Here is a 13,938-nt window from a genome sequence, read left to right as displayed (position 1 = left end):
CGCGAGCCCTCATCCCGCTTCGACGCTGAGGGTCCGCGCGACGGACCGGCGGGCCGCGAGGCGCGCGGGCACGGCGGCGAGCTTGAGGTGGAACTCCGCCAGGTTCGGCTTCGGCCAGCTCACCTCGCCCAGCCAGGCGGCCACCCGCCGCTGCCCGGCCGGCGTCAGCGCGTACACCTTGCGGTCCGGCCGGTCGGGCAGCCCGCCGGCGCGTTCGGACGCGACCAGGCCCTGCTTCTCGAGCCGGGCGAGGGTCACGTAGACCTGCCCGGCGTTCATCGACTCCCCGAGCGGCCCGAGGGCCTTGCGGAGCCGCTCGCGCAGCCGGTAACCGTGCGACGGTTCCTTCGCGAGCATCGCCAGCACCGCGTCCTGCATCCATCACCCCTAACGGCTAGCCAAATGAGTAGCGGTTAGCCATCAAGGGCGTAAAGCCGGAGCCGCCGGACGGCGGATCCGGCGGCCGGGAGGAGGCGGGAAGGGAGGCCGGCTATGCGGGGTCGCAGATGACGACGGGGATCTCGCGGTCCGTCCAGGACTGGTACTTGTCGAAGTCGGCGTAGACGGAGACCAGGCGAGGCCAGAGCGCGGCGCGCTCCTCGGACGAGGCCGTGCGGGCGCGCATGCGGCGGACGTCCCGCTTCACCTGGATGGTCACGCGCGGGTCCGCGCGGATGTTGAGGTACCAGAGGGGGTGCTTGGGCAGGCCGCCCTGGGACGCCACGATGATGACGCGTTCCCCGTCCGGCATGTACAGCAGCGGCTGCGTGCGCGGTCGTCCCGTCTTGCGCCCCTTGGTGGTCAGCAGGCAGATCGGCACGCCCTTGCGGAAGGCGCTGCCGACCCGCCACGTCCCGCCGACGCGGCCGCCGGTCGCGCGGTAGGCGGCGATGTTGAGCCGTGCCATGACCTTGAGGATCTTCGGCACGATCGGCGAGTCCATGCCCTTGGGCGCGGCGCTGGTCTTCGGCGGCATCATTCCCTCATCTCGAAGTCGGGCAGGCCCGGCAGCCGCCCGGCGGCGAGCGCCTCGGCCTGCTCGGCGAGGCCCGGCTCGTACTCGGGGTGGGTGAGGACCGCTCGTCGCCGACGTCGGTGACGTGCGTGACGACGATGGCGCCGGGGCCGAGGGCGCGTTCGGTCTCCGCGAGGGCCGCCTCGTCGAGGTCGGCGAGCGCCAGGCGCACGCCCTCGCGCGCCAGCCGGACGGACAGCGCGCGCCCGATGCCGCTCCCGGCGCCGGTCACCGCCGCCGCCCTCCCGTGCAGGTCCCGCACGGCGCCCTCCAGGGTCGGCCCGCCGGCACTGTCGGCGGGATCGGAAGCACGCTAATCTCAAAGTCAGATCGCATCAAGTATCAAATATTCGGAGGGCTCATGACCGTGCCCGCCCCCTCCCCCGGCACCGCCGTCGTCGTGACCGGCGCGGCCTCCGGCATCGGCGCCGCCTGCGCCCGCGCCCTCGCCGACGTCGGCCGCCCCGTCGCCCTCTGGGACCGCACCGACCCCGCCGGCGTCGCCGAGGCGATCGCCGCCGGCACCGGGACGGCGACGCTCGCCGTCACCATCGACGTGACCGACGCGGCCGCCTTCCCCGCCGCGATCGAGCGCAGCCGCACCGCGCTCGGCCCGATCGGCGGGCTCGTGCACGCCGCCGGGATCTCCGGCCCGGCCGCGGTCGGCGACCTCGACGAGGCCCGCTGGGACGCCGTCCAGCACGTCAACCTGCGGGCGCACGCGCTGCTGTCCCAGGCCCTGCTCGGCGACCTGCGCGCGCAGGAGGGCTCGGCGATCGTCGGGATCGCCTCGATCGAGGCGTTCGTCGGGAGCCTGTTCATCCCGTCCTACTGCGCGTCCAAGGCGGGCATGCTCGGCCTCACCCGCTCGATGGCGCACCTGCTCGCCGGCGACGGCGTCCGCGTCAACGCCGTCTGCCCCGGATACATCGACACGCCGCTGCTCAGCAGGGACGTTCCGGCGGAGATGCGGCCGCTGTTCGAGGCAAAGGCCCCGGTCGGCAGGCTCGGCCGCCCCGAGGAGGTCGCCGCGGCGGTCCGGTTCCTCATGAGCGACGAGGCGTCCTTCATCACCGGCACGCACCTGACGGTCGACGGCGGCACCACCGCGATCGACCGCTGAAAAGGAGACGACATGGGAGCTCTCGACGGCACGGCGGCGCTGGTCACGGGCGGCGGCAGCGGGATCGGGCTCGCGTGCGCGGCCCGGCTCGCCGACCTGGGCGCGGCCGTGACCATCTGCGGGCGCACCGAGGACCGGCTGCGCGAGGCGGCCGAGAAGACCGGCAAGGCCATCGGCTACGCCGTCGCGGACGTCACCGACGACGCGCAGGTGGCGGACGCCGTCGCGGCGGCGGCCGAGCGCGGCCCGCTGCGCACGGCCGTGGCCTGCGCCGGCGGGTCCAGCTCCATCGGCCCGATCGGGGACCTCGACCTCGACGCCTGGCGCGCGACGATGGAGCTGAACGCGACCGGCACCATGCTGACGATCCGGCACGCGTCGCGGGCGATGGCGGGCGCGGGCGGCGGGTCGATCATCGCGATCTCGTCCGTCGCCGCGTCGAACACGCACCGCTGGTTCGGCGCGTACGGGGTGTCGAAGGCGGCGGTGGACCACCTCGTCCAGCTGGCGGCCGACGAGCTGGGCGGCGCGGGGATCCGGGTGAACGGGGTCCGCCCGGGGCTGACCCGCACCGAGCTGGTGGCGGGCATCGCCGACACCGGTCCCGTGCTGGAGGACTACCTCGCGTGCATGCCGCTCGCCCGGGTCGGCGAGCCCGCGGACATCGCCGCCGCGGTCGGGTTCCTGGCGGGCCCGGACTCCTCGTGGATCACCGGTCAGATCATCAACGTGGACGGCGGCCACCACCTGCGCCGGGGCCCCGACTACTCCGCGGTGTTCGAGCCGCTGTTCGGCGCGGCGGCGCTGCGCGGCACGCCCGCGCGGGAGTGAACTCTGCGGGTCAGCCGAGCCGGGCGGCGATGCGGCCGTCCGCGCCCGCCTGCCCGAGCAGTCGGGCGAACGCGGCGTCCTCGCGCTCGCGCGCGCGGCGCACCTCCTCGCGCCGCGGCGCGAGGATCAGCTCCTTGGTCGCCACCAGCGACGCCAGCGGCTTGGCGGCGATCTCGCGGGCGATGCCGCGCGCCTCCTCCAGCAGCGCCTCCGCCGGGACGGCGCGCAGCGCGAGGCCGCAGCGCACGGCCTCCTCCGCGGTGACCCAGTTCCCGGTGAACAGCGCGAGCGCGGCGTGCTGGTGGCCCATGCGCGCAGGTAGCAGGTAGCTGCCCGCCGCCTCCGGCACGACGCCCATCGCGGCGAACGGCGCCATCAGCCGCGCGTGCTCGGCGATGAGCACCACGTCGCAGTGGCCGAGCATCGTGATCCCGAGGCCGACGCCGGCGCCGTTCACCGCCGCCATCAGCGGCTTGGTGAACTCGGCGAGCGCGTCGACGAGCGCGACGAATCCGCCGCCCATCTCCTGGTCCGAGCGGCCGGCGGCGTGGTCGCGGGCGATCTCGGCCATCTCCTTGATGTCGGTCCCGGCGGTGAAGGCCCGGCCCTCCCCGGTCAGCAGGACGACCGAGACGGCGTCGTCGGACGCGGCGTCCCGCAGCGCCCGGGCGGCGGCGTGGTACAGCTCCTCGTTGAAGGCGTTGGCCGCCTCCGGGCGGGCGAAGACCAGCGTCCGCACCGCGCCGTCGTCCTCGATCCGCAGCGTCTCCGTCATCGCCCGGTCCTCCTCGAGATCTCGGCCTGGAGATACTTGATACAATATTCGTCACCCGTCCGCAGAGCCGGGGCCCGCTGAGCGGGACGCGCCGCGCAGGTCGCGCAGCGCGACCGGCAGCGCCGCCGCCAGCAGCACCGCGGTGAGGACGAACGCCCAGGGGTAGCCGGTCCGGCCCGCGACGACGCGGGCGGCGCCCGCGACGACGGCGACCGGCGTGTACCCGAAGTGCCGGACGGACCACACGCCGAGTGGCGGCGCGCCGAGCGCCGGGGCGCCCGCCACGATGCCGACGAGCGCCAGCCCCTCGCCACGCCGCCCGTCCGGGATCAGCGCGGCGGTCGGCGCGCCGCCGGCGACCACCGTGAGCGCGAACCCGAGCCCGCGCAGCAGGCGGACCAGGACGATCCACGCCATGCTCGACGACGCCGTCAGCACGAGGGCGGGCGCGCCCAGCAGCACCAGCCCGGCGCCCAGCGCGGCCCGGTAGCCGTACCGGCTCACCAGCCACGGGGTGCCGAACTCGCCGCACACGGTGGCGAACATCAGCGCGTCGTCGCGCGAGCTGGCCCGGACGCTGGGGATCTCGCGCGGCCTGGTCCAGGAGTGCTACGCCCAGCTCCGGGCGGAGGGGTATCTCGTCACGCGGGGCGGCTCGGCCACCCGCGTCGCGGCCGGTGCGGCGCCCGCCCGGTGATCATCGAGGACGACTACGACGCCGAGTTCCGCTACGACCGCGAGCCGGTCGGCGCGCTGCAGGGGCTCGCCGCCGACCGGGTCGTGTCGATCGGCACGGTGAGCAAGTCGCCGGCGCCCGCGCTGCGGCTCGGCTGGCTGCTGGCCCCGCCGTCGCTCGCGGCGGCGGTCGTGGAGTACAAGCTGCTGAGCGACCGCGGTTCCCCGGCGCTCGACCAGCTCGCGCTCGCCCGGCTCGTCGAGTCGGGCCGCTACGACCGGCACCTGCGCCGGATGCGGGCGGTGTACGCGGCGCGCCGGGCCGCGCTGCTCGCGGCCCTCGCCGAGCACGCGCCCGGCGTCCGGGTGACGGGCCCGGACGCCGGCTTCCACGCCGTCGCGCACCTCGACACACCTGGAGGGGAGGCGCCGGTGATCGAGGCGGCCCGCGCGCGCGGCGTCGGCCTGCACGGGATGAGCGTGTGCCGGGCGGACGGCTCGGACGCCCCGCCGCAGCTCGTGCTCGGGTTCGGCAACACCGGCGAGCGGGCGGTGCGGGCGGGCATCGCCGCCGTCGGCGACCTGCTCGCGCCGCCGCTCACCCGCCGCCGAGCAGCGAGCGGACGAGCCGCTCGTCCTGGTCGGTGAGGGACTCGACGAACCGCGCGAGCACGGCGGCGCGGTCGGGCCGCCCGTCCATGGCCTGGTACATGCGCCGGGCGACGAGCCCGGGCTCGTCGCTGACCGGCATGTACCGGTAGGCGCGGCCGGACTTGCTCCGTACGAGCAGCCCCTTGCCGTGCATGCGGGTGAGGATCGTGACGACCGTGGTGTAGGCGAGGTCGCCGTCGAGGCGCTGCCGGACGGCGGCCGGGGTCAGCGGCTCGGCGGCCCGCTGCAGCACGGTCATGATCTCCGACTCCAGCGCGCCCGCGGCCCTGCGTGCGCGCGTCATGGGCGCCCCCTTGCGAAGCCGGCCGACCGCCCTTCGGTTCTCGGTGCGGCGCGCAGGCCGCTCATCGCACCCGACGGTGCGCGCCGCGCGTGCCCGCCGGACGGCGCGGCGGCACCTGGACCGCGTCCCCCGGCGCCCGTACCCGGGAGCCGGCGTTCTTGCGGCGCGCCTTGAGCAGTTCGAGGGCGACCGGGATCAGCGACAGCGCGACGATCACCGCGACGGCCGGCAGCAGGTAGTGGTCGACGTTCGGGATCGAGGAGCCGAGCAGGTAGCCGCCCAGCACCAGGCCGAGGCTCCACACCAGCCCGCCGGCGATCTGCCAGAGCGTGAACACCCGGACCGGCACGTCCAGGGCGCCGGCCAGCGGGTTCAGGACGGTCCGGACGACCGGGACGAACCGGGCCAGCACGATGGCCTTGCCGTGCCCGTACCGGGCGAGGAACTCCTCCGCCCGCTGGACCCCTTCCAGCAGGTGCCGGTTGCGGGTGCGGGCGAGCAGCGCGCGCCCGCCGCGGCGCCCGATGACGAAGCCGGTCTGCGCCCCGGCCAGCGCGCCGAACGCGGCCGCGAGCATCACCCAGGGCAGCGACAGCCGGGTGTCGCCGTGCGAGCTCGCCGTGCACAGCAGGCCCGCGGTGAACAGCAGCGAGTCGCCCGGCAGGAAGAAGCCGATCAGCAGCCCGGTCTCGGCGAACATCACCACGGCGATGCCGATGGCGCCGAAGGCCGCCAGCAGCGACCCCGCGTCCAGCGGGTTCACCACCGCGGGCAGCGCGCCGAAGGCATCGATCATGGGATCCCCCGTGTTCAGGAGGGACCGGGCCCGCGCCCGGTCCGGCGTCCCCGGAATCTACACGCTTGTAGACGGGGGTCGCGACCGCGTCGCACGCAATGATCATCGCACGGCGGGGCGGGCCGGCGGGCCGGAAGCGGGATCCCCGCGCCGATCTCCCGTCCGGCCGGACGCCGTCCCGCCGCCGGCTCCGCTACCGTCGCGTCCATGCGGCTTCATGTGGGATGCGCGATGTGGGCGCACGCGCCGTGGCAGGGCCGTTTCCTGCCCCATCCGCTGGCTCCGGCCGAGCGGCTGCACGCCTACGCGTCGTGGTGCAACGCCGTCGAGGGCAACACGACGTTCTACGCGACGCCCACGCGGGCGACGGTGGAGTCGTGGGCGCGGCAGACCGCGCCGGACTTCCGCTTCCTGCTCAAGCTGCCGAAGACGATCACGCACGAGCGGCGGCTCGCGGACCCCGGCGAGGACCTGCGGTCGTTCCTGGCGGCGATCGAGCCGCTCGGCCCCCGCGTCCACGCCCTGTGGGTGCAGCTGCCCGGCTCGTTCGGTCCCGGCGACCTCGGCGCGCTGGCGGCGTTCCTGCGGGGCCTGCCGCCCGTGTACCGCTACGCCGCCGAGGTCCGGCACCGGGCGTTCTTCGAGGACGGCCGGGCCGCGCGCGACCTCATGCGGGTCCTCGGCGGTGCCGGGGCCGAGTGGGTGCCGTTCGACACGACCGTGCTGTTCCGCAGCCCGCCGACGAGCGACGCCGAGCGGGACGCGTGGACGAAGAAACCGCGCGTGCCGCGCCGGGCGCCCGCCCTGACCGACCGGCCGGTCGTGCGCTACCTCGGCCGCGACGACCCGGCCCGCACGGTCGAAGGCTGGCGGCCGTGGGCGGAGAAGGTCGCCGGGTGGCTGCGCGAGGGGCGCTCGCCGACGGTGTTCGTGCACACCCCGGACAACGCCGAGGCGCTGCCGCTGGCCCGCCGCTTCCACGACGAGGTGCGCGCCCTCGTGCCCGGGCTGGAGCCGCTGCCGGACCCCGTCCCGGCCGAGCCCCCGACCCTCTTCTGACGATGTTCCCGGCTATGACGGTGTGCCTGGCAGCGACAGGGCCACCCGCGCGGGGTACCGGCGCGGCGGCGCGGCTGGGAGAATCGGGCGGGTGGACGGCTACAACGGGCTCGGTGACTTCCTGCGGCCGCGCCGTGCGCGGCTGCGGCCGGCCGACGTCGGGCTGCCCGAGGGGACGGGGCGGCGCCGCACCCCCGGGCTGCGGCGCGAGGAACCGGCCGCGCTGTCCGGGGTGGGCATCGACTACTCCATCCGGCTCGAGCAGGGCAGGGAGACCAACCCCGGCGGCGCCGTGCTCGACACGCTCGTCGGCGACCTCGCCCTGGACTACGAGGTGCTGCGCATCGGCTCGACCGGCCAGCGCCTGTCGCTCTACCAGGCGGCGCCGGGGACGCCCGCCCATGACGCCCTGACCTTGCCGTCCGTGTCGGCGGAGCCCGCCGGCACCGGCCGGGACCGGCGCCGGTCGTGACCGCCGTGCCCGACTACGACGTCGTCGTCGCCGGTGGCGGCCACAACGGTCTGGTCGCCGCCGCCTACCTCGCCCGCGCAGGACGGCGCGTGCTGGTCCTGGAGCGCCTCGGGCATCTCGGCGGCCTGGCCGTGTCCGCGCGTCCCTTCGCCGGTGTGGACGCGCGGGTGTCGCGGTACTCCTACCTGGTCAGCCTGCTGCCGACGAAGATCGTCCGGGATCTCGGGCTGCCGGTCGAGCTGCTGCGGCGCCGGTTCGCCTCGTACACGCCGTCGGGCGGGACCGGCGTGCTGGTCGACGGCGCCGACGAGGCGCGCACCGCCGCGTCGTTCGCGGCCGTCACCGGGGACGACCGCGACTTCACCGCGTGGCGGCGGTTCTACGGCCTGGCCGGGCACGTCGCGCGGCGGGTCGCGCCGACCCTGCTGGAGCCGCTGCGCGACCGCGCCGGCCTGCGCGCACTGGTCGGCGACGACGAGGCGTGGCGGACGTTCTTCGAGCGCCCGATCGGCGCGTCGGTGGACGAGCGGTTCCGGCACGACACGGTGCGCGGGATCGTGCTCACGGACGCGCTGATCGGCACCTTCGCCGACCCGGCGGAGGAGTCCCTGCTCGCGAACCGCTGCCTGCTGTACCACGTGATCGGGAACGGGACCGGCGACTGGAACGTGCCGGTCGGCGGCATGGGCGCGGTGACGGAGGCGCTCGCGAACGCGGCGCGGGCGGCGGGCGCGGAGCTGCGGACCGGGATGGAGGTCCTCTCGATCGACCCGCCGTCCGGAGAGGTGGCGTTCCGCGACGCGGACGGCGCCGAGCACGCGGTCACGGCGCACCGGATCCTCGCGGCGCTGCCTCCGGCGGTGCTGTCCCGGCTCCTCGGCGAGGCCCCGCACGATCCGCCCGAGGGTTCGCAGCTCAAGGTGAACATGGTGCTCGCTCGCCTGCCCCGGCTGCGCGACCCGTCGGTCCGTCCCGAGGAGGCGTTCGGCGGCACCTTCCACATCAACGAGGGGCGCGACCGGCTCGCCGCCGCCTACGCGCAGGCGGCGGCCGGGACGATCCCGGACGTCCCGCCGGCGGAGGTGTACTGCCACTCCCTGACGGACCCGTCGATCCTGGGCCCTGACCTGCGCCGGTCCGGGGCGCACACGCTGACCTTGTTCGGCCTGCACATGCCCGCGCGGTTGTTCCGCGCCGATCCGGTGCGGGCGCGGGACGAGGCGCTGCGCGCGACGCTCGCCTCGTTCGACTCCGTGCTCGCCGAGCCGATCGAGGACTGCCTGCTGCGCGCGCCGGACGGCACGCCCTGCCTGGAGGTGAAGACGCCCGTCGACCTCGAACGGGACGCGGGCCTGCCCGGCGGTCACATCTTCCACCGCGATCTCGCCTGGCCCTACGCGGAGGAGGAGGCCGCGGGACGGTGGGGCGTCGAGACGGCGCACCCGCGCCTGCTGCTGTGCGGCGCGGGCGCGCGGCGCGGCGGAGGCGTGAGCGGCATCCCCGGCCACAACGCCGCCCGCGCCGTCCTGGAGGGCCGCTAGATCTGGAGCTGGTCGGCGAGGCGGGCGCGGTGCGCGCTCGGAGGACCGAACAGCAGCTCGGAGCTCTTGGCGCGCTTGTAGTACAGGTGCGCGTCGTGCTCCCAGGTGTAGCCGATGCCTCCGTGGAACTGGACCATGTCCGTCGCCGTGCGGAAGTAGGCGGGCCCGATGTAGGTCTGCGCCAACGCGGCGGCCGTGGGCAGCTCGGCGATGTCATGGTCGGCGGTCCAGGCCGCGTAGCGCAGGACGGACACCGCGAGCTCCCACGCGCTGTACATGTCGGCGCAGCCGTGCTTGACGGCCTGGTACGAGCCGATCGGGCGGCCGAACTGCACGCGCGCCTTGGCGTAGTCCACGGTCAGCTCCATCGCCCGCCGCATCCCGCCCGCCTGCTCGGCGGCCAGCGCGACGGCGGCGAGGCCGGTCACCGTCTCCAGTGCGGCGCCGGGATCGGCGCTGACCAGCCGGCGGGCCGGGGCCGCGGCGAAGTCGATCCGCGCGAGCCGCCGCGTCGGGTCGAGGCCGGTCAGCGGCGTCCGGGTGACGCCGGGCGCGCCGCCCTCCACCGCGAACCAGCCGGGCCCGCCGGACGTGCGCGCGTAGACGAGGACCAGGTCGGCGGAGTCGCCGGCGAGCACCGGGGCCTTGGTGCCGGTCAGCTCCCAGCCGCCGTCGCGCTCGGCCGCCGCGGTGGCGCCGCCCGCGAGGTCCCAGGCGCCGTCCTCGGCGGCGGCGACCGTGCCGATCAGCTCGCCGGCGGCCAGCCGCGGCAGGTGGTCGCCGCCGGCGCCGACGTCGTCGAGGGCGAGCAGCGCGTCGGTGGCGAGCACGGCCGAGGCGAGGAACGGCGACGGCGTCAGCGCGGCGCCGAGCTCCTCCAGGACGACGGCGCGCTCCACATGGCCCGCGCCGGCGCCGCCGAACGGCTCCGGCACCACCAGGCCGAGGACGCCGAGGTCGCCGAGGGTGCGCCACAGGTCGCGGTCGAACCCGTCCGGCGACTCCATCGCCTCGCGGGCCTTCGCGCTCGGCGCCCGGTCGGCGAGCACCTTGCGGACGGTCGCCCGCAGCTCCTCCTGCTCGGGGTCCAGGACGAGTCTCATCGGGGGTCCTCCGTCCGCTGCGTGCCGACCTTGAGGTCGCGGACCGGGACGTCCCGGTCCACCTGCGGCTCCTTCGGGAGCCCGAGGACGCGCTCGCCGATGATGGTCCGCTGCACCTCGTTGGTGCCGCCCGCGATACCGGTGGCGGGCGCGGAGTTGATGCCGAGTGCGAGGTCGTCGCCGTGCCGGTCGCCGGGCTCCCACGCCACCGCGCCCGCGCCGGCCAGCTCCCCGGCGACCTCGATCGCGCGGCGCAGCTGGAGCGCCCCGGCCAGCTTCGCGACCGAGCCGCGCGCCCCCGGCGGACGCCCGGCCTGCGCCTCCTGCCGCATCCGTGCGTTGAGCAGCTCCAGCGCGCGTTCGTGCGCGTACAGGCCGGCGAGCCGCTCGCGGTGCGCCGGCACGTCGGTGGCGCCCTGCCGGCGGGCCAGGGCGAGCACCGCGTCGAAGCTCAGCGCGCTGCTGCGGGACGGCCGCGACGAGCCGATCGACACCCGCTCGTGCCCGAGCATCGTGATCGCCACGCGCCAGCCCTGCCCGACCTCTCCGATGACGGCGCCGGCGGGGATCCGCACGTCGTCGAGGTAGACCTCGTTGAACGGCGCCTTGCCGGACATGTCCTTCAGCGGCCGGACGGTCACCCCCGGCGCGTGCATGTCCACGATGAACATCGTGAGGCCCGCGTGCTTCGGGACGTCCGGGTCGGTGCGGGCGAGCAGCGCGCCGAAGTCGGCCCACTGCGCGTTCGTCGTCCAGACCTTCTGCCCGTTCACCGCCCAGCCGCCGTCGTCGCGGACGGCCCTGGTCTGCAGGCTCGCCACGTCCGACCCGGCGCCCGGCTCGGAGAACAGCTGGCACCAGATCTCCTCGCCGCTGAGCAGCGGGCGCAGGTAGCGGCTCTTCTGCTCGGGCGTGCCGAGGTCGACCAGCGTCGGCCCGCACATGCCCATGTTGACGATGAACGGGTAGGTCGGCAGGTCGTACTCGGCGGCCTCCTCGGCGAAGATCTGCTGATCCGCCGTGCCGAGCCCCTGCCCGCCCCACTCCTTCGGCCAGGTGATGCCGGCGAAGCCCGCCGCGTACAGCGCCGCCTGGAACCGCTTGGCCGCGCTCAGGTGCTCGGCGGGCGGCAGGCCGCCGACCGGGCCGGGGTCGTTCGCGGCCAGCCACGCGCGGACCCTCGCGCGGTAGTCCTCGGTCATCGCGCGGTCGTCTTCGGTCATCTCGTCTTCACTCCTCGACGTCCCCGCTCGTCAGATCTCGTCCCCGCGCAGGCCCGCGCGGGCCTTCTCGGCCAGCTCGATCCCCAGGTCCGCGCGCTCGCGGGCCTCGGCCAGGTACCCGTCCTCGGCCATGTGGCCGGCCAGGTAGCGGGCCTGCACCCCGGCGCCGATGCACGCCGACCGCCAGTGCGCGAACGCCACCCAGTACGGCAGGCCGGACACGTCCCGTCCCGACACCCGCGCGTACCGCCCGGCCAGCTCCGCGCGGGACGCGAAGCCCGGCACCGTCGTCGGCCCGGGCGGCGCGGCGCCCGCGGGATCCCCGGGCTCCTGCCAGTTCGACACGAGGTAGCCGAGGTCGGCCAGGGCGTCGCCGGAGGTCGCCAGCTCCCAGTCGAACACCGCACGGACCGTCCCGTCCGGGCCGAACGCGAGGTTCCCCGGACGGTAGTCGCCGTGCACGACGCCGGTGCCCTGCTCCGGGACGCGCGCGGCCAGCATGCCGTGGACCTCGACGAGCAGCGGCAGGTAGTCCGCGCCCGACTGCCGCGCCTGGTGCAGCCAGCGCCGCAGCTGCCGCTCGGCGAACCCGGTGCGGCGGACCATGTCGCCGAGCCCGACCTCGTGCGGGTCCAGCGCGTGCAGCGCGGCGAGCACGTCCACGAGGTTCCCGCACGCGGCCGCCCTCGCCGCGGGCGCGAGCTCCTCGGCGGCGGCGCGGTCGGCGAGGACGGTCCCGTCCACGAACCCCATCACGTAGAACGGCGCGCCGGTGACGGCGGCGTCGGCGCAGAACGCGAGCGGCGGCGCGACGGGGACGGCGGTCCCGGCCAGCGCGGAGATGAACCGCCATTCCCGCCCCATGTCGTGCGCGGTCTCCAGCACGCCGCCCGTCGGCGGGCGGCGCAGCGCGTACAGGGAGCCCGCCGCGTCGGTGACCCGGTAGGTGAGGTTGGACCGGCCGCCCGACACCAGCGCGAACCGGACCGGGGCGGCCAGCCCGGGGACGTGGGACGCCAGCCACTCCCCCACCCGCCCGGCGTCGATCCCCGGGGTGCCGGGGCCGGCGGCGCGCGCGTCCGGCATCGGCGTCAGCCCTTCCTCTCGGCGCGGCGCGCCCGGTTCGGGCCGGCGAAGCCGAACAGGTAGCCGGCCACCCTGCGCATCTGGACCTCCTCGGCGCCCTCGGTGATCCGGTAGCGGCGGTGGTGGCGGTAGATGTGCTCGAACGGGGTGTGCCGGGTGTAGCCGAGGCCGCCGTGCACCTGCATCGCCCGGTCGGCCGCCTCGCACACGAACCGGTTGGCGCGGTAGTTGCACATCGAGACCTTGTCGCTGATCTCCAGGTGCGGGACCCGGTCCAGCTCCCACGCCGTCTTGCGGACGAGCCCGCGCAGCATCTCCGCCTCGGTCTGCAGCTCCACCAGCGGCCACTGGATCGCCTGCCGGGCGGCGAGCGGCTGCCCGAAGGTCACCCGCTCACGCGCATACTCGACGCTGCGGTCGATGCAGTACTGGCCCGCGCCGACGCCGGACGCCGCCTGCCGGATCCGGTTCTCGTGCACGAACGTCTGCGCGACGGCGAGCCCCTCGCCGACCTCGCCGAACACCGCCGAGTCCGGCACCCGCACGTCCCGGATGGTGACCTCCGCGTGGTCGGTGGGCATGTTGAGCGTCCACCAGTGGAAGTCGACGGAGAAGCCCGGGGCGTCGGTCGGCACGAAGAACGCCGTGATGCCGCGCGCGTCGCCCGGCTCGCCGGACGTGCGGGCGAACACCACGTCGTGGGTGGCCGAGTGCATGCCGGAGTTGAAGCGCTTGGCGCCGTTGAGGACCCAGTCGCCGCCGTCGCGGACGGCGGTGGTCTCCATCCAGGTCGCGTCGCTGCCGTGGCCGGGCTCGGTGAGCCCGAAGCCGATGCGCTTCTCGCGGGTGAGCATCGGCTGCATGAACTCCTCCTTCTGCTCGTCCGTCCCGAACTCCAGCAGCATGTGGGCGAACGGGAAGTTCCCCACGACCGAGGACTCGTTCTGCAGGTCGTTGTGCAGGCCGAGGCCCTTGTGGGCGAGGTGCTCGCGGATCACCGCCATGTCGAGGTTCGTGCCGTCGGACCCGCCGAGCGACTCGGGCAGGCCGTAGCGCAGCCAGCCGGCCGCGTCCGCCCGCCGGAACATCTCGCCGAGCAGCTCCTCCCACTCCCGGCGCGGCACGCCGCCGTTCTCGAAGTCGGTCCGCGCGTACTCGCGGCGGTGGTCGAAGAAGCGCTCGTTGTCGTCCTGCGCCTGCAGCGGCGCGATCTCCCGCTCGATGAACGCGTCGAGATCGGCCAGCAGCCCGGTCAGCTCCGCGGGCAGCTCGAAGTCCACACAC

At 75.4% G+C, this 13,938-nt stretch carries 18 protein-coding genes; 7 read left to right on the top strand and 11 right to left on the bottom strand.

Going from position 1 to position 13,938, the window contains the following annotated elements; genetic code table 11:
- Nucleotides 1–9: 9 nt before the first annotated feature.
- The 3 genes from F8568_RS04465 to F8568_RS04455 all read right to left on the bottom strand — a co-directional run bounded on the left by F8568_RS04465 (nt 10) and on the right by F8568_RS04455 (nt 1,277).
- On the bottom strand, nt 10–378 hold the full coding sequence (locus F8568_RS04465) for a PadR family transcriptional regulator (protein WP_151591648.1): 369 nt from the start codon (nt 376–378) through the stop codon (nt 10–12).
- A 112-nt stretch (nt 379–490) separates the two neighbouring features.
- Complete coding sequence (locus F8568_RS04460; protein ID WP_328600718.1) at nt 491–979, bottom strand: nitroreductase family deazaflavin-dependent oxidoreductase; 489 nt, start codon at nt 977–979, stop codon at nt 491–493.
- 4 nt (nt 980–983) lie between these two features.
- On the bottom strand, nt 984–1,277 hold the full coding sequence (locus F8568_RS04455; RefSeq protein WP_151591646.1) for an SDR family NAD(P)-dependent oxidoreductase: 294 nt from the start codon (nt 1,275–1,277) through the stop codon (nt 984–986).
- 99 nt (nt 1,278–1,376) lie between these two features.
- Between F8568_RS04455 and F8568_RS04450 the strand changes: the two genes are divergently transcribed.
- Together F8568_RS04450 and F8568_RS04445 are read left to right on the top strand one after the other, a co-directional pair.
- The gene (locus F8568_RS04450; protein ID WP_151591645.1) at nt 1,377–2,138 is read left to right on the top strand and encodes an SDR family NAD(P)-dependent oxidoreductase; all 762 of its coding nucleotides are present in this window, start codon (nt 1,377–1,379) and stop codon (nt 2,136–2,138) included.
- Between the two features lie 12 nt (nt 2,139–2,150).
- Nucleotides 2,151–2,969, top strand: a complete 819-nt coding sequence (locus F8568_RS04445; RefSeq protein ID WP_151591643.1) for an SDR family oxidoreductase — start codon at nt 2,151–2,153, stop codon at nt 2,967–2,969.
- 10 nt (nt 2,970–2,979) lie between these two features.
- On the opposite strand, the gene F8568_RS04440 is transcribed toward F8568_RS04445, so the two are convergent.
- On the bottom strand, nt 2,980–3,744 hold the full coding sequence (locus F8568_RS04440) for an enoyl-CoA hydratase/isomerase family protein (protein WP_151591641.1): 765 nt from the start codon (nt 3,742–3,744) through the stop codon (nt 2,980–2,982).
- A gap of 51 nt (nt 3,745–3,795) precedes the next feature.
- Nucleotides 3,796–4,290 (bottom strand): MFS transporter, encoded by a 495-nt coding sequence (locus F8568_RS04435; RefSeq protein ID WP_202124493.1) that lies wholly within the window; start codon nt 4,288–4,290, stop codon nt 3,796–3,798.
- Between F8568_RS04435 and F8568_RS47780 the strand changes: the two genes are divergently transcribed.
- Nucleotides 4,280–4,441: a GntR family transcriptional regulator gene (locus F8568_RS47780; protein WP_160573497.1), complete on the top strand. Its 162-nt coding sequence runs from the start codon at nt 4,280–4,282 to the stop codon at nt 4,439–4,441. The two genes, F8568_RS04435 and F8568_RS47780, sit on opposite strands and share 11 nt — an antisense overlap.
- The gene (locus F8568_RS04425) at nt 4,438–5,067 is read left to right on the top strand and encodes an aminotransferase class I/II-fold pyridoxal phosphate-dependent enzyme (RefSeq protein WP_202124492.1); all 630 of its coding nucleotides are present in this window, start codon (nt 4,438–4,440) and stop codon (nt 5,065–5,067) included. Before F8568_RS47780 ends, F8568_RS04425 begins: the two co-directional genes overlap by 4 nt.
- Here the strand turns inward: F8568_RS04425 and F8568_RS04420 are convergent.
- Nucleotides 5,018–5,374 (bottom strand): BlaI/MecI/CopY family transcriptional regulator, encoded by a 357-nt coding sequence (locus F8568_RS04420; protein ID WP_151591637.1) that lies wholly within the window; start codon nt 5,372–5,374, stop codon nt 5,018–5,020. The genes F8568_RS04425 and F8568_RS04420 overlap by 50 nt on opposite strands.
- Before the next feature lie 61 nt (nt 5,375–5,435).
- A complete protein-coding gene (locus F8568_RS04415) occupies nt 5,436–6,170 on the bottom strand; it encodes a DedA family protein (RefSeq protein WP_151591635.1) in 735 nt (244 codons plus the stop codon).
- A gap of 207 nt (nt 6,171–6,377) precedes the next feature.
- On the opposite strand from F8568_RS04415, the gene F8568_RS04410 reads away from it, so the two are divergent.
- The 3 genes from F8568_RS04410 to F8568_RS04400 all read left to right on the top strand — a co-directional run bounded on the left by F8568_RS04410 (nt 6,378) and on the right by F8568_RS04400 (nt 9,242).
- Nucleotides 6,378–7,229 (top strand): DUF72 domain-containing protein, encoded by an 852-nt coding sequence (locus F8568_RS04410; protein WP_151591633.1) that lies wholly within the window; start codon nt 6,378–6,380, stop codon nt 7,227–7,229.
- Between the two features lie 91 nt (nt 7,230–7,320).
- The gene (locus F8568_RS50935) at nt 7,321–7,701 is read left to right on the top strand and encodes a helix-turn-helix domain-containing protein (RefSeq protein ID WP_151591631.1); all 381 of its coding nucleotides are present in this window, start codon (nt 7,321–7,323) and stop codon (nt 7,699–7,701) included.
- Complete coding sequence (locus tag F8568_RS04400) at nt 7,698–9,242, top strand: phytoene desaturase family protein (RefSeq protein WP_328600717.1); 1,545 nt, start codon at nt 7,698–7,700, stop codon at nt 9,240–9,242. The genes F8568_RS50935 and F8568_RS04400 overlap by 4 nt, the downstream gene beginning before the upstream one ends.
- On the opposite strand, the gene F8568_RS04395 is transcribed toward F8568_RS04400, so the two are convergent.
- The 4 genes from F8568_RS04395 to F8568_RS04380 are packed head-to-tail and all read right to left on the bottom strand — an operon-like array spanning nt 9,239 to nt 13,934.
- Nucleotides 9,239–10,345 carry an acyl-CoA dehydrogenase family protein gene (locus F8568_RS04395; RefSeq protein ID WP_151591629.1) on the bottom strand — a complete coding sequence of 369 codons (1,107 nt, stop codon included), beginning with the start codon at nt 10,343–10,345 and terminating at the stop codon, nt 9,239–9,241. The genes F8568_RS04400 and F8568_RS04395 overlap by 4 nt on opposite strands.
- On the bottom strand, nt 10,342–11,568 hold the full coding sequence (locus F8568_RS04390; protein ID WP_202124491.1) for an acyl-CoA dehydrogenase family protein: 1,227 nt from the start codon (nt 11,566–11,568) through the stop codon (nt 10,342–10,344). Before F8568_RS04390 ends, F8568_RS04395 begins: the two co-directional genes overlap by 4 nt.
- 30 nt (nt 11,569–11,598) lie before the next feature.
- Nucleotides 11,599–12,654, bottom strand: coding sequence for a phosphotransferase family protein (locus tag F8568_RS04385; protein ID WP_151591627.1), 1,056 nt, complete (start codon nt 12,652–12,654; stop codon nt 11,599–11,601).
- Between the two features lie 5 nt (nt 12,655–12,659).
- Nucleotides 12,660–13,934, bottom strand: coding sequence for an acyl-CoA dehydrogenase family protein (locus F8568_RS04380; protein ID WP_151591625.1), 1,275 nt, complete (start codon nt 13,932–13,934; stop codon nt 12,660–12,662).
- Nucleotides 13,935–13,938 lie beyond the last annotated feature (4 nt).

Source organism: Actinomadura physcomitrii, from assembly GCF_008923205.2.
GTDB classification, from domain to species: Bacteria; Actinomycetota; Actinomycetes; order Streptosporangiales; family Streptosporangiaceae; genus Spirillospora; species Spirillospora physcomitrii.
The sequence above is the reverse complement of the archived record's forward strand: the minus strand, read 5'-3'. Positions and strand labels throughout refer to the sequence as shown.

What these genes read in the sequence shown, in the direction of transcription:
- F8568_RS04465 (WP_151591648.1), bottom strand. Translation starts at nt 378, where the DNA reads ATGCAGGACGCGGTGCTGGCGATGCTCGCGAAGGAACCGTCGCACGGT.
- F8568_RS04460 (WP_328600718.1), bottom strand. Translation starts at nt 979, where the DNA reads ATGATGCCGCCGAAGACCAGCGCCGCGCCCAAGGGCATGGACTCGCCG.
- F8568_RS04450 (WP_151591645.1), top strand. Translation starts at nt 1,377, where the DNA reads ATGACCGTGCCCGCCCCCTCCCCCGGCACCGCCGTCGTCGTGACCGGC.
- F8568_RS04445 (WP_151591643.1), top strand. Translation starts at nt 2,151, where the DNA reads ATGGGAGCTCTCGACGGCACGGCGGCGCTGGTCACGGGCGGCGGCAGC.
- F8568_RS04440 (WP_151591641.1), bottom strand. Translation starts at nt 3,744, where the DNA reads ATGACGGAGACGCTGCGGATCGAGGACGACGGCGCGGTGCGGACGCTG.
- F8568_RS04435 (WP_202124493.1), bottom strand. Translation starts at nt 4,290, where the DNA reads ATGTTCGCCACCGTGTGCGGCGAGTTCGGCACCCCGTGGCTGGTGAGC.
- F8568_RS04420 (WP_151591637.1), bottom strand. Translation starts at nt 5,374, where the DNA reads ATGACGCGCGCACGCAGGGCCGCGGGCGCGCTGGAGTCGGAGATCATG.
- F8568_RS04415 (WP_151591635.1), bottom strand. Translation starts at nt 6,170, where the DNA reads ATGATCGATGCCTTCGGCGCGCTGCCCGCGGTGGTGAACCCGCTGGAC.
- F8568_RS04410 (WP_151591633.1), top strand. Translation starts at nt 6,378, where the DNA reads ATGCGGCTTCATGTGGGATGCGCGATGTGGGCGCACGCGCCGTGGCAG.
- F8568_RS04395 (WP_151591629.1), bottom strand. Translation starts at nt 10,345, where the DNA reads ATGAGACTCGTCCTGGACCCCGAGCAGGAGGAGCTGCGGGCGACCGTC.
- F8568_RS04390 (WP_202124491.1), bottom strand. Translation starts at nt 11,568, where the DNA reads ATGACCGAAGACGACCGCGCGATGACCGAGGACTACCGCGCGAGGGTC.
- F8568_RS04385 (WP_151591627.1), bottom strand. Translation starts at nt 12,654, where the DNA reads ATGCCGGACGCGCGCGCCGCCGGCCCCGGCACCCCGGGGATCGACGCC.